This window comes from Catellatospora sp. TT07R-123 (assembly GCF_018327705.1).
In the GTDB taxonomy this organism is placed as follows: domain Bacteria; phylum Actinomycetota; class Actinomycetes; order Mycobacteriales; family Micromonosporaceae; genus Catellatospora.
Map to the genome: position 1 here is coordinate 3,548,331 of NZ_BNEM01000001.1, position 13,222 is coordinate 3,561,552.

Below are 13,222 nucleotides of genomic sequence, written 5' to 3' on the forward strand. Positions count from 1 at the left end.
ATGAACTCGACGATCAATGAACCCAGGGGGCGGGTTGTGTCACGGCTGGCTGGATCATCCAAGCTGCTGCGCGCCATGAACGAGAGTGCCACGCTGGCGCTGCTGCTCGACCGCGGCACCCTCACCCGGGGTGAATTGCGGGAACTGACCGGTCTGTCCAAGCCGACCACCTCCGACGTGCTGCGCACGCTGACCGAGGCCGGGCTCGCGCTGGTCGTCGGGCACACCAGCGGTGGCCCGGGGCCCAACGCCGAGGTGTACGCGATCAACCCCGGCGCCGCCGTCGTCGCGGCCGTCTCGGTGCGCGACACCACCGAGACCGCCCACGCGCCGTACGACGCGGCGCTGTGCGACCTGACCGGGGCGGTGCTGGCCCAGGCCGAGTACCCGCAGGAGCGGTTCGCGGCGGCCGCCGACGACCCGGTGGCCACCGTCCGGCTGATCCTGGCCGACCTGTGCGCCGCCGCCGGGCTGGCCCCCGACCGGCTCACCCACCTCCAGCTGGGCGTGCCGGGGTCGTACCACCCGGGCACCGACACCATCCGGCACATCGACCTGACCGGCTGGCAGCGGCCGGGCCTGGTCGGCGACCTCGCCGCCGCGCTCGAACTGACCGTGGCCGCCGAGAACGACGTCAACCTGGCCGCCATCGCCGAGCGCCACCGCGGCGCGGGCAAGGGCACCGACAGCTTCGTGCTGCTGTGGTTCGGGGCGGGCCTGGGCTGCGCCATCGACCTCGGGCCGTCGCTGCTGCGCGGCGCGACTGGCGGCGCGGGCGAGATCGGCTACGTCCCGGTCGGCCTGGGCGGCCAGCCCCGCGACATGCAGGAGCTGGTCGGCGGCCCGACCGTGCTCGCGCTGGCGGCGACGTACGGCCTGGCCGGGCCGACCGCCGAGGACGCCGTCGCCGCCGCCGTGGCCGACGCCGGGCCCGAGTCCGCGCGGTTCCTGCGCGACCTGGCCGACCGGATCGCGGTGGCGCTGGCCGCCGTGGCCGCCCTGCTCGACCCGCCGCTGGTGGTGCTCGCCGGCGAGGTGGCCCAGGCCGGCGGCGACGCGCTGCGCGAGCTGGTGGTGGAGGCGTTCCACCGCGACACCCCGCTGCGCACCCCGGTGGCGGTGACCGCGCTGCCCGACGACGCGGTGCTGCTGGGCGCCATGGACGCCGGGCTGCGCGCGGTGCGCGAAGCCCTCATCGACTCGCTGCGCTACGCGCTGACCCCGGCCTGACCGCACCACACCCTCACGGAGACCACATGAAGATCGCAGTCGTGGGTGGAGGCTCCACCTACACCCCCGAGCTGGTCGACGGGTTCGCCCGGCTCGCCGGCAGTCTGAACGTCACCGAACTGGCACTGGTCGACCCGGCCGCCGACCGGCTCGACGTGATCGGGCCGTACGCCCGGCGGCTGATGGCCCACCACGGCCACCCCGGCACGCTGACCTGGACCACCGATCTGGACGCCGGCCTGTCCGGCGCCGACGTCGTGGTCGTGCAGCTGCGCATCGGCGGCCAGGCCGCCCGGATCAGCGACGAGACGTTCCCGCTGGACTGCGGCTGCGTCGGGCAGGAGACCACCGGCGCGGGCGGCCTGGCCAAGGCGCTGCGCACGGTGCCGGTCGTGCTCGACGTGGCCGAGCGCGCGGCCCGGCTGGCCAACCCGGGCGCCTGGATCGTGGACTTCACCAACCCGGTCGGCATCGTCACCCGGGCGCTGCTCGACGCCGGGCACAAGGCGATCGGCCTGTGCAACGTCGCGATCGGCTTCCAGCGGCGCTTCGCGGCGCTGCTGGGCGTCGACCCGGGCCAGGTCACCCTGGACCACGTCGGCCTCAACCACCTGACCTGGGAGCGCGCCGCGTACGTCAACGGCGTCGACCGGCTGCCCGAGCTGCTGACCGGGCACCTGGCCGCGCTGGCGGACCAGGTCCAGCTGCCGGCCGACCTGCTGACCCGCCTGGGCAGCGTCCCGTCGTACTACCTGCGCTACTTCTACGCCCACGACCTGGTGGTCCGCGAGGAGCGCGGGGCGCCGACCCGGGGCGAGAAGGTGGCCGCGATCGAGTCGCAGCTGCTCACCATGTACGCCGACCCGGCCCTTTCCACCAAGCCCGACCTGCTGTCGCAGCGCGGCGGGGCGTTCTACTCCGAGGCGGCGGTGGGCCTGATCACCTCGCTGGTCAGCGGCGACGGCGCCGTGCACGCGGTCAACCTGCGCAACAACGGCCACCTGCCCTTCCTGCCGGACGAGGCCGTGATCGAGGTGAGTGCCCGGGTCGACGGCGACGGCGCGACGGCCCTGGCCGCCCCGCCGGTCTCCCCGCTGATGTCGGGCCTGATCTCCGGCGTCGCGGCGTACGAGGAGCTGGCGGTGCGCGCGGCGGTGCACGGCGGCCGCGACCGGGTCTACGACGCGCTGCTGGCCCACCCGCTGGTCGGCCAGTACGAGCAGGCCGAGGCGCTCACCGGCAAGCTGCTGGCCGCCAACTCCGCACACCTGGCGTGGGCCCGATGAACTCCACCGAGCTGTTCCTGGCCGTCGACGGCGGCAACTCCAAGACCGACGTGGTGCTGGCCGACACCGACGGCCGGGTGCACGGCTTCGTCCGCGGCCCCGGCTCGTCCCCGCAGACCCTCGGGGTCGAGGCGGCCGTCAAGCTGGTCGACGGGCTGGTCGCGGCGGCGCTGCGGGCGGCGGAGATGCCGCCGACGGTGCCGGTGGCGCGGGCCGAGGTCTACCTGTCCGGCGTCGACCTGCCGCTGGAGGTCGAGGTGGCCGCGGCGGCGATCGCGGCGACGGGCTGGGCGCAGTCGTACCGGGTGGACAACGACACGTTCGCGCTGATGCGCGCGGGCACCGACAGCCCGGACGCGGTCGCGGTGGTGTGCGGCGCGGGGATCAACTGCGTCGGCCGCGCCGCCGACGGGCGCACGGCGCGCTTCCCCGCGCTCGGCATGATCGCCGGGGACTGGGGCGGCGGCCAGCACCTGGCGTCATTGGCGATGTGGCACGCCGCCCGCGGCGAGGACGGCCGCGGACCCGCGACCGCCCTGGTGGAGGCGGTGGCGGCCCACTTCGGCCGGGACACGGTGCTGGAGGTGATCTCCGGGGTGCACCTGGGTGAGCTGCCCGCCGCCCGGCTGGACAGCCTGAGCGAGGTGCTGTTCGCGGTGGCCGCCGCCGGTGACGCGGTGGCCCGGCGGGTGGTGGCCCGGCAGGCGTCGGAGATCACGGCCATGGCTACCGTGGCCGCGGACCGGCTCGGCCTGCGCGACCTGCCGTACGAGGTGGTCCTCGGCGGCGGGGTGCTGCGGGCCGGCCACGCGCTGCTCAACGACGCGATCTACGAAGGGGTGAAGGCCCACTCGTCGGCTGCTCGGCTTGCCGTCGTGGCTGCGCCGCCGGTGGTGGGAGCGGGCCTCTTCGCCCTGGATGCGCTGGGTGCGACGTCTGCCGCCGCGGCCGGGCTGCGTGCGGCGCTGGCGACGGCGCGGCCTCAGCTCACTTAGCGATAGCGCTCTTGAGCCAGTTCAGCGCCGCCTTGTGGTAGGCGACGGCGAACTCCAGCCCCGCTGCGGTGAACTCGTCGCCTTCCTTCTTCGCCTCCTTGGCCTGCTCGCGGGCTTCCGCCAGGGCCTCGGTGTGGTGGGTGTTCGCGCTGTTGAGCAGCGAGTCGAACTGGTTGGTCGCGTGCGTGGATCCGAATGCGACACGCAGCGCGTACGGGTTGCGCACCAGCTCGCGGCCGGGTTCCTCGTTCAGCCAGCGGGCGAAGGCCCGCTTGCCCGCCGCGGTGATCGCGTAGGGCTGGCTGGCCCGGGGACCGGGCTTGCCGAGCTTGACGTAACCGAGCTCGGCGAGGACCGGCAGCTCGCGGTAGACCTGGGACCGCGTCATGGACCAGTACGGGCTGAGCCTGCGTTCTGCGGCGGCCATGAGCTGACCACCGGTCATCGGGCCATCATGCAGCAGACCGAGCACGGCCGCCGCAGTAGCGTTGATTCCTACCTCTGCCATGCTTCAACGCTGCCACTTCCGCAGCCTTCTGTCCAGGATATCGCTCATACACTGTGGACTGTTCGCGCCGGACAGTCCAGCTTCGACTGTCTGATCAGACAGTAATATGTCCGTTTAATGCCTCGGACTGCCGACCCTGGCGCGATCACCCAAAAGCCGCATATTCCTTCGGCGTGTCGATCTTGTCGGACTCCGGACGCTTGCCATGATCTTCCATGATTCGCGCGCGCCACATCCGACCAACCGGACAAATTCTCGCACGTACGGTGTTCGCCCTGCTTCACAGGGTGGCGCGCAGCGCCCAGAGGTCCGGATAGAACCTGAGATCAAGTCGTGATCTGAGATAGGGCGCCCCGGCCGACCCTCCGGTGCCCGGTTTGGTGCCGATCTGGCGTTCTGCCATGAGCACGTGCCGCGCCCGCCACAGCGCCCACGCCTGGTCGTGCGCGAGCAGCGCCTCGGCGAGGTCCCACAGCGCGCCGTAGCGCTCCCGGTCGTGCGCGACGGCGGCCAGCGACGCCAGCCGGTGCTCGGGCGTGTCCACCGCGAAGCCGTACGCGGTCAGGACCGTCAGGAACCCGTCCCACAGGCTCGGCTCGGCCAACCGGGCGCGCAGCCGCCGCAGCTGCTCGGGCTCCAGATTGCGCAGGCGCTCGACGAAGCCGGGGTCCTTCAGGCCGGACAGGAACTCGATCTCCCGGAACTGGACCGACTGGAACCCCGACGCGGGCGCGAGGTTGGTCCGGAACTCCAGAAAGTCCTGCGGGGTCATCGTGTCGATGACGTCCACCTGCTGCATCAGCAGCCGCTCGATCACCTGGCAGCGCTCCAGGCGCACCCGGGGCAGGTAGGTCTCGCCCGCCAGCAGGTGGTCGCGGGCGTCGGCCAGCTCGTGCAGGAGCAGCTTGAACCAGAGCTCGTACACCTGGTGGATGGTGATGAACAGCAGCTCGTCGTGGGCCGGCGGCCGCGATTCGGGCCGCTGCTGCGCCAGCAGCTCCGGGATGCGCAGGTACCGCCCGTAGGTGAGCCGGCCGCCCTGCTCGCCGAAATCGCGGCCCGGCTCCTGCCCACCGGTCCTGGGTGAGCCGGCGCGACCGCGGGGGTCTCCCGCGTGCTCACCGGCCCGGTCACCTGACGGGTGGTAGGTCACCGACCAACCGTAACGTTCACCCGTTTTGCGCGCATTGCACCACGCCGCACCCGGAGGTGCGGCGTGGTGCGGCGGCCGGTCAGGCGCGGGGGTTGTCCGTGTCCATGTGCGGGTACCGGTGGTCCTTCGGCGGCACGAAGGTCTCCTTGATGGTCCGCGGCGACATCCAGCGGATCAGGTTGTGCCAGGAGCCCGCCTTGTCGTTGGTGCCCGAGGCCCGGCCGCCGCCGAAGGGCTGCTGGCCCACCACGGCACCGGTCGGCTTGTCGTTGAGGTAGAAGTTGCCCGCCGCGAAGCGCAGCTCCTTGGCCATCCACTCCAGCGCCCGGCGGTCCTGCGCGAAGATCGCGCCGGTCAGCGCGTACGGCGCGACGCTCTCGGCCTGCCGGACCACGGCCTCGAAGTCGGCGTCGTCGAAGACGTGCACGGCCAGGATCGGCCCGAAGTACTCGGTGGTGAACACCTCGTTGGCCGGGTCGTCGCAGACGATGACCGTCGGCGAGACGAAGAAGCCCTCGCTGTCGTCGACGGTGCCGCCGACCAGGATCTCGCAGGACTCCGACGCCTTGGCCTTCTCGATCGCCGCCGCGTGCCGCGCGAACGCCCGGCCGTCGATCACGGCGCCGCCGAAGTTGGCGAAGTCGTTCACGTCGCCGTAGGTCAGCGACCGCGTGTCGGCCGCGAGCTGGTCGCGCACGCCCGCCTCCCACAGCGAGCGCGGCACGTACGCCCGCGAGGCGGCCGAGCACTTCTGGCCCTGGTACTCGAAGGCGCCCCGCACCAGCGCGGTGACCAGCGCGTCCGGATCGGCCGACATGTGGGCGATCACGAAGTCCTTGCCGCCGGTCTCGCCGACGATGCGCGGGTACGACCGGTACCCGGCGATGTTGTCGCCGACCTGCTTCCACAGGTGCTGGAAGACCCTGGTCGAGCCGGTGAAGTGGATGCCGGCCAGGTCGGGGTCGGTCAGCGCCACGTCGGAGACGGCCAGGCCGTCGCCGGTCACCATGTTGATGACGCCCGGCGGCAGGCCCGCCTCCTCGAACAGCCGCATGATGAAGTGCGCCGCGAACTGCTGGGTGTGCGCGGGCTTCCACAGCACGGTGTTGCCCATCAGCGCGGGGGTCGCCGGCAGGTTGCCCGCGATCGCGGTGAAGTTGAACGGGGTGACCGCGTAGACGAAGCCCTCCAGCGGGCGGTGGTCGAACCGGTTCCACACCCCGGGCGAGGAGACCGGCTGCTCGGCCAGCAGCTTGCGGCCGAACAGCACGTTGAAGCGCAGGAAGTCGATCAGCTCGCAGGCGGAGTCGATCTCGGCCTGCTGGACGGTCTTGGACTGGCCCAGCATGGTGGCGCCGTTGAGGGTGTCGCGCCACGGCCCGGAGAGCAGATCCGCCGCCTTGAGGAAGATCGCCGCCCGGTCGTCGAAGGACATATCACGCCAAAGAGGGGCGGCTTTCTTCGCGGCCGTCACCGCCGCCACCGCATCGGCGTTGGTGGCATTGTGGGTGACTCCCAGCACATGCGAGTGCTTGTGCGGCTGGACGACGTCGATCGCCTGGCCGCCACCCATACGCTGCTGCCCGTCGATGGTCATCGCGAGATCGACCCGGTCGGCGGCCAGCTCCTTCAGCCGCTTCTGCAGGCTGGCCCGCTCGGCGGAGCCGGGGGCGTAGGTCTTCACCGGCTCGTTGTGCGGGTCGGGCACCAGGGATACGGCGTCCATCGATGGCTCCTTCGATCGGAAGGGGTGTCAACTTCTTTTGCATACTCGCATGCAAAGCACGCCCGTGACATCGGGCAGGCGCCGCCATGTGATCCGTTCCACGTGGCCGGGACAGCCCTCCCGGTCCACGATACCCATCCCTCCGGCATGGCTAGGCTAGGTCGCCAGAGCACCCCGACCCCCTCGCCTGCCGTCCCAGGCCCTTGCGACCAGGGCTCGCCGCGGCGGCGTGCACCATGGCCGCGACCGGCCCACCGCCGCCCGTCAGGAGACCAAGATGACCGAGCCAGCGATCGCCACGTCTGAGCCCGTCGACACCCCCGCCCCAGCGCAGCGGGGCAAGCCGGCCCCGCCCGCCCCGACGGCGGCGGCACCGACCGCGCCGAGCTGGCTCGCGTTCTCCGCGCTGGCCTGGCTGCTGCTGTCGCTGCTGGTCAACCGGACCGCGTTCACCCCCGGCAGCGCCGACTTCAATCTCGCCCTGGCCGCCGTCGCCCTGCCCGGCCTGGTCCAGGCCAGCCTGGTCGCGGGCGTGGCCGTCTCGCTGTTCACCACCGGCTGGCTCGACGCCCGCGGCAACGCCCCGGCCACCGGCGTACGGTTCGCCGCCGGCATCGGCGCGGGCCTGTTCGCCGGCGCCGTCGCCACCTCCGCCGCGCTGCTGGTGTTCGGGGTCCCCGCCGGTGCGGGCGGCGTGCTCGCGCTCACGGTCGGCCTCGCGGGCGCCCTCGGCGGCGCGCTCGGCGCGTTCAGCGTCCGGCCGCTGCTGCGCACCGGCGTCATCGCCGCCCTGTCGGTCATGGTCCTGGCGTTCGTCGCGCACCGGTTCTCCGACCAGCTGCTGCGCCTGTTCGGCGACGACGGCACCCCCGCCGGGCGGTACGCCGCCAACGGCTGGGTCGCGTTCACGCTGTCCGTGGTCTCCGGCGTGACCGCCGGGCTGCTGGCGTTCTGGCGGCTGCGGGCGCTGTCGCGCCAGGTCGGGCAGACCCCGCGCTGGCCGCTGTACCTGCTCGCGGGCGGCGCGGCCGGGCTGATGCTGGCCGTGGCCGAGCTGTTCACCCGGCTCGGCGCGCCGTGGCTGCTCAGCATGGCCAGCACCGACGTCACCGGTGACCAGCTGTTCGAGAGCATCGCCGCCGACTCGCGACTGAACACCAGCCTGGTCGTGTTCTTCGTCGGCGCGATCACGGCACTGGTCGCGTTCGGCCGCACCCTGCCGAAGGCGACCGCCGACCCGGCCTGACCCCCGGCACAGCGCCGCGCTCGCTGTCCACCGGGCCCGCACCGCGCCCCGTTTTTCATAAACGTTGGCCTATCTCATCGAGTTCGATCTACTCGGAATCGATGAGATAGGCCAACGTCGTTCAAAGACGGGGTGGGGGGAGGTGCTCGGAGTACGGCTGGCGGGTCAGGAGGCGAGCAGGTCGGACAGTTCTTCCGGGGCGTACCAGAGGAGGTCCAGGTCCTCGGCGGAGTCCACGGTGAACTGGGCGTCCGGGTCTCCCCCGGCGGCCCGCTCGACCACCTCGGCGGCCGCGGCGACCACCGGCCCGGCGTCCGGCTCGTCGACGTGGAAGCTCGCGATCGCGGCCCGGCGGACCGGGTCGCGCAGCTTCACCGCGCTGGTGCCGAGCTCCCGGCTGTCCGCGGTGATCTGGTCGGCGGGCACGTCGACGGAGACCACCACCCGGCGGCGCGGGGCGCTCGGGTCCTCGCGCAGCAGGCGCAGGGCGTCCTGGGCGGCGCGCAGGAAGGCGACGAACTCCAGCTCCTCCTCGTCGCCCTCGGCGTACCACTCGCGCAGGGCGGGGGTGACGGCGTGGGCGGCGACGGGCGCGCGGCCCAGCTCACCTGATTCGTGCAGGGCCGCGACCAGCGGCACGGTCGCGGGTAGGTAGACGCGTACGAGTTCCGCCGCCACCTCGGTCACCTCCGGCTCGCACAGGCTGTCGGGGACAGTCTCGCATGTCCGCCACCGCGCACACCGCAGGCCGCCATCCGATGGCAAACTAAAGCAAGTTGAAGCATCACGCCCCTCTCAGGAGACCCCGCCATGAACCAGCCGCAGCCGCGCTTCCTCACCCTGGAGCAGGTCGCCGAGGAGCTGAGCACGTCGGTGGCACAGATCTACGCCCTGGTGCGCCGCGGCGAGCTGCCCGCCATCCGGCTCGGCGGCCGAGGTCAGTGGCGCGTCGAGCGCGGCCGGCTGGAGGAGTTCATCGAGCGGCTGTACGGCGAGACGCAGCAGTACGTCCGGGACAACCCGCTGTCCGGCAGCGAGGACTGAGAGTTATCCACAGGCATTGACCGCGTCCCATCCATAGCCAGAGAATTTCAAACGGAGGCAAACTCAAGCAAACTCAAGATCTAGGTGGTGAACCCATGACGGTGCTCGCGTCGCCGCCCGCCGTTGCGCCGGGCTCGGTCCGCATCCACCGCGCGCCGCTGCTCGACCCGCCGTTCGACGACGAACTGCGCCCCACCACCTACCGGCCGGTCCGGCCCGAGCCGCGCGAGGTGATCCCGCCCGAGGCGATCGCCGGGGCGTCACCGGAGTGCCACACGACCGCGCTGCGCTTCCTGAACCTGTGCCTGGAGCTGTTCAACGGCTTCCGCTCCCCCAGCCAGCTGCGGCCGCTGCTGCGCGTCACCGAGGCCAACGACGTGCTCGACGAGCTGACCCGGGCGCTGCGCCGCCTGGCCAAGATGCGCCTGTCCCGGCGCAACGCGACGGCCCGCACCCCGGTGCGCCGCCGCCAGCTGCGCACCTGCGAGCCCCGCCCCGGCGTCGCCGAGGTCGCCGCCGTGCTCAGCGACGGCCACAGCACCTGGTCCATCGCATACCGGCTGGAGCGCGACGGCACCACCTGGCGCTGCACCGCGCTCACCGTGCTGCTGTAGCGCCACTGGGCGGGAGCCCAGAGAACCACTGGGCGAGAGCCCGACAGACCCCCGGGGCGGCCGTCTGCACTCGGCACCGCGGCGGCCGTTCCGGGCCGTACCGCCACTGATGGGGAGGTGCGTGCGCATGGCAGGGGCAGCCAGGGCGCCGCACAAAAGGACGGGAGGACCGCCATCCAGGCGGTCCTCCCGTTCTGCGTTACGTGCCTACTCGGCCGAGCCGTGGCAGCGCTTGTACTTCTTGCCCGAGCCGCAGGGGCAGGGCGAGTTGCGGGAGGCCGGCGCGGCCACCGCACCGCGGCCGCCGCGCGGGGACGGGCGGCGGTCGCCGTTGTTGTTGTTGCCGATGCCCAGAGCCGGAGCCTGCTGCACCTGCGGCGCGCCGGCGCCCGCGGCACCGTCGATCGTCGGCGAGGTGTACTGGAGGCCGCGGCTCTGCTGCTGGCGCTGGAGGCCACGGGCCTTGATCTCGACGTGGGACTCGGAGTCGGGCAGCGGGACGCCCTCCTGCTGCGGGGCGGGGGCGTGCTCGTGCTCGACCTGGACCTCCAGGTTGAACAGGAAGCCGACCGCCTCCTCCTTGATGCCCTCCATCATCTGGGCGAACATGTCGAAGCCCTCGCGCTGGTACTCGACCAGCGGGTCGCGCTGGGCGTACGCGCGCAGGCCGACACCCTCCTGGAGGTAGTCCATCTCGTAGAGGTGCTCGCGCCACTTGCGGTCGATGACGGCCAGCAGCACCTGGCGCTCCAGCTCCCGCGTGGCCTCCGAGCCGAGCTGCTGCTCGCGGCGCTCGTACGCCTCGTGCGCGTCCTGCTTGAGCCGCTCGCGCAGGAACTCGGCGTCGAACGTGTTGCGGGTGCCGCCGGTCTCCTCCTCCAGCTCGGCGATGGTGATGCCCACCGGGTAGAGCTGCTTGAGGTTGGTCCACAGCTGGTCGAGGTCCCAGTCGTCGGCGTACTCCTTGCCGGTGCCGACCGTGCCGCCGGTGACGTACTCACCGACCACGTCGTCGATCATGCTCTGGATCTGGTCGTTCAGGTCCTCGCCGTCGAGCACGCGCTTGCGCTCGGCGTAGATCACCTGACGCTGCTTGTTCATGACCTCGTCGTACTTGAGCACGTTCTTGCGGATCTCGGCGTTCTGGGCCTCGATCTGCGTCTGCGCGCCGCGGATCTGCCGGGTCACCATCTTCGACTCGATCGGCACGTCCTCCGGGATGTTGAAGCGGTCCATGACCGCCTCCACCGCGCCGGAGCGGAAGCGCCGCATCAGGTCGTCCTGCAGCGAGAGGTAGAACCGCGACTCGCCCGGGTCGCCCTGGCGGCCGGAGCGGCCGCGCAGCTGGTTGTCGATGCGGCGGGACTCGTGGCGCTCGGTGCCCAGCACGTACAGGCCGCCCGCGGCCTGCACCTCCTCGGCCTCGGCCTTGCAGGCCTCCTCCCAGCCCGGGAGGATCTCCTCGTACGCCTTGTAGTAGTCGTCGCCGTGCTCCTCCTCGGTGAGCCCGCGCTGGCGCAGCTCGGCCGCGGCCAGGAACTCGGGGTTACCGCCGAGCAGGATGTCGGTACCGCGGCCGGCCATGTTCGTGGCGACCGTGACGCCGCCCTTGCGGCCGGCCTGCGCGACGATCTCCGCCTCGCGGGCGTGGTACTTGGCGTTGAGGACCGAGTGCGGGATGCCCTTGCGGCGCAGCAGCTGCGACAGGATCTCGGAGTTCTCCACCGACACCGTACCGACCAGCACCGGCTGGCCGGTGGCGTGGCGCTCGGCGATGTCCTCGACCACGGCCTGGAACTTGGCCTTCTCGGTCTTGTAGATGACGTCCGACTTGTCCAGGCGGATCATCGCCCGGTGCGTCGGCATGGTCACCACGCCGACGTTGTAGACCTTGTTGAACTCGCCCGCCTCGGTCTGCGCCGTGCCGGTCATGCCGGAGAGCTTCTCGTACATGCGGAAGTAGTTCTGCAGGGTGACCGTCGCCAGGGTCTGGTTCTCCTGCTTGATCTCGACGCCTTCCTTGGCCTCGATCGCCTGGTGCATGCCCTCGTTGTAGCGGCGGCCGTGCAGGATGCGACCGGTGAACTCGTCGACGATCAGGACCTCGCCCTCGGCGACGATGTAGTCCTTGTCGCGCTTGTAGAGCTCCTTGGCCTTGATGGCGTTGTTGAGGTAGCCGACGAGCGGGGTGTTGACCGACTCGTACAGGTTGTCGATGCCCAGGCGGTCCTCGACGCGGGAGACGCCGCGCTCGGTGACGGCGATGGTGCGCTTGGACTCGTCGACCTCGTAGTCGCCCGCGCCGTCCTTGCCGCGCTCCAGCCGGCCGACGACGGCCGCGAACTCGCCGTACCACCGCTGCGACTGCTCGGCCGGGCCGGAGATGATCAGCGGGGTGCGCGCCTCGTCGATGAGGATCGAGTCCACCTCGTCGACGATCGCGAAGTTGTGGCCGCGCTGCACCATGTCGGGCGCGCCCCAGGCCATGTTGTCGCGCAGGTAGTCGAAGCCGAACTCGTTGTTCGTGCCGTACGTGATGTCGCACTCGTAGGCCGCGCGGTGCTCGTTGGCGGGCCGGTTGGGCAGCACCACGCCGACGGTCAGGCCGAGGAACCGGTGCACCCGGCCCATCCACTCGGCGTCACGCTGGGCCAGGTAGTCGTTCACGGTGATCACGTGGACGCCGTTGCCCGAGAGCGCGTTCAGATACGCCGGGAGCGTCGAGACCAGGGTCTTGCCCTCACCGGTCTTCATCTCGGCGATGTTGCCGAAGTGCAGCGCGGCGCCGCCCATGATCTGGACGTCGTAGTGCCGCTTGTGCAGCACGCGCTTGGCCGCCTCCCGGACCGTGGCGAAGGCCTCCGGGAGCAGGTCGTCCAGGGTCTCCCCGTCGGCCAGACGCTCACGGTACTGGTCGGTCAGCGCCCGCAGTTCGGCGTCGGTGAGGTCGGTGTAGTTCTCCTCGATGGAGTTCACGGCCTCAGCGATGGCCTTCAACCGACGAAGCATGCGCCCTTCGCCGGCACGCAGGATCTTCTCGAAAATCGACACGGGTGTTCAACGCTCCCTAGACAGTCTGCCGACCCATCGTAGGCGCACCGGACGGGCAATCGTCACCCCTGGGGACACGAGCAGCCCGAATCGGCACCCGACGGGGGCGCATATCATGATCATCAGCTATGGCTGACAAGATCACCGGGCGGTCTGATCCGGCTGGTGACGTGCTGAAACTCAGCGCGAGGCGACCAGCGCCGCGATCACGGCGACGACGGCGAGAACATTGAAAATCATGATGGTGGAAAACCCGGACGATTTCACTTTTCCGGGGGCGCCGAGCGCACCGCGGGCGAAGGTGAACGTCGGGGCCATGTACTCGACTTTTTCTGTTCGACCGGGCTGGGTGGCGATCTTGGTCTTGGC

The 13,222-nt window shown here is 71.3% G+C and carries 12 protein-coding genes; 6 read left to right on the plus strand and 6 right to left on the minus strand.

Going from position 1 to position 13,222, the window contains the following annotated elements; all coding sequences use genetic code 11:
- Positions 1-75: 75 nt before the first annotated feature.
- The 3 genes from Cs7R123_RS15215 to Cs7R123_RS15225 are packed head-to-tail and all read left to right on the plus strand — an operon-like array spanning position 76 to position 3,511.
- Positions 76-1,230 (plus strand): ROK family transcriptional regulator, encoded by a 1,155-nt coding sequence (locus tag Cs7R123_RS15215; protein WP_244871840.1) that lies wholly within the window; start codon positions 76-78, stop codon positions 1,228-1,230.
- 26 nt (positions 1,231-1,256) lie between these two features.
- The gene (locus tag Cs7R123_RS15220) at positions 1,257-2,516 is read left to right on the plus strand and encodes a 6-phospho-beta-glucosidase (RefSeq protein WP_212827115.1); all 1,260 of its coding nucleotides are present in this window, start codon (positions 1,257-1,259) and stop codon (positions 2,514-2,516) included.
- On the plus strand, positions 2,513-3,511 hold the full coding sequence (locus Cs7R123_RS15225; protein ID WP_212827117.1) for an N-acetylglucosamine kinase: 999 nt from the start codon (positions 2,513-2,515) through the stop codon (positions 3,509-3,511). The genes Cs7R123_RS15220 and Cs7R123_RS15225 overlap by 4 nt, the downstream gene beginning before the upstream one ends.
- Here the strand turns inward: Cs7R123_RS15225 and Cs7R123_RS15230 are convergent.
- From Cs7R123_RS15230 to pruA, 3 genes are all read right to left on the minus strand, one after another.
- Positions 3,504-4,019, minus strand: a complete 516-nt coding sequence (locus Cs7R123_RS15230; protein WP_212827119.1) for a PadR family transcriptional regulator — start codon at positions 4,017-4,019, stop codon at positions 3,504-3,506. The two genes, Cs7R123_RS15225 and Cs7R123_RS15230, sit on opposite strands and share 8 nt — an antisense overlap.
- Positions 4,020-4,299: 280 nt before the next feature.
- Entirely contained in the window at positions 4,300-5,172 is an 873-nt protein-coding gene (locus Cs7R123_RS15235; RefSeq protein WP_212827121.1) for a tryptophan 2,3-dioxygenase, read from the minus strand.
- Positions 5,173-5,251: 79 nt separating this feature from the next.
- A complete protein-coding gene (gene pruA, locus Cs7R123_RS15240; RefSeq protein ID WP_212827123.1) occupies positions 5,252-6,898 on the minus strand; it encodes an L-glutamate gamma-semialdehyde dehydrogenase in 1,647 nt (548 codons plus the stop codon).
- Between the two features lie 277 nt (positions 6,899-7,175).
- Here pruA and Cs7R123_RS15245 point away from each other — a divergent pair, with 277 nt between their 5' ends.
- On the plus strand, positions 7,176-8,144 hold the full coding sequence (locus Cs7R123_RS15245) for a hypothetical protein (RefSeq protein WP_212827125.1): 969 nt from the start codon (positions 7,176-7,178) through the stop codon (positions 8,142-8,144).
- Positions 8,145-8,309: 165 nt separating this feature from the next.
- Here the strand turns inward: Cs7R123_RS15245 and Cs7R123_RS15250 are convergent, their stop codons facing one another.
- On the minus strand, positions 8,310-8,822 hold the full coding sequence (locus Cs7R123_RS15250) for a hypothetical protein (RefSeq protein ID WP_212829189.1): 513 nt from the start codon (positions 8,820-8,822) through the stop codon (positions 8,310-8,312).
- Between the two features lie 132 nt (positions 8,823-8,954).
- Between Cs7R123_RS15250 and Cs7R123_RS15255 the strand changes: the two genes are divergently transcribed.
- The gene (locus Cs7R123_RS15255; protein ID WP_212827127.1) at positions 8,955-9,188 is read left to right on the plus strand and encodes an AlpA family transcriptional regulator; all 234 of its coding nucleotides are present in this window, start codon (positions 8,955-8,957) and stop codon (positions 9,186-9,188) included.
- Between the two features lie 95 nt (positions 9,189-9,283).
- The gene (locus tag Cs7R123_RS15260; protein ID WP_212827129.1) at positions 9,284-9,802 is read left to right on the plus strand and encodes an Rv3235 family protein; all 519 of its coding nucleotides are present in this window, start codon (positions 9,284-9,286) and stop codon (positions 9,800-9,802) included.
- 207 nt (positions 9,803-10,009) lie between these two features.
- On the opposite strand, the gene secA is transcribed toward Cs7R123_RS15260, so the two are convergent.
- Together secA and Cs7R123_RS40205 are read right to left on the minus strand one after the other, a co-directional pair.
- Positions 10,010-12,853: a preprotein translocase subunit SecA gene (gene secA / locus Cs7R123_RS15265; protein ID WP_212827131.1), complete on the minus strand. Its 2,844-nt coding sequence runs from the start codon at positions 12,851-12,853 to the stop codon at positions 10,010-10,012.
- A gap of 180 nt (positions 12,854-13,033) precedes the next feature.
- The gene (locus Cs7R123_RS40205; RefSeq protein WP_244871841.1) at positions 13,034-13,171 is read right to left on the minus strand and encodes a hypothetical protein; all 138 of its coding nucleotides are present in this window, start codon (positions 13,169-13,171) and stop codon (positions 13,034-13,036) included.
- Positions 13,172-13,222: the final 51 nt, after the last annotated feature.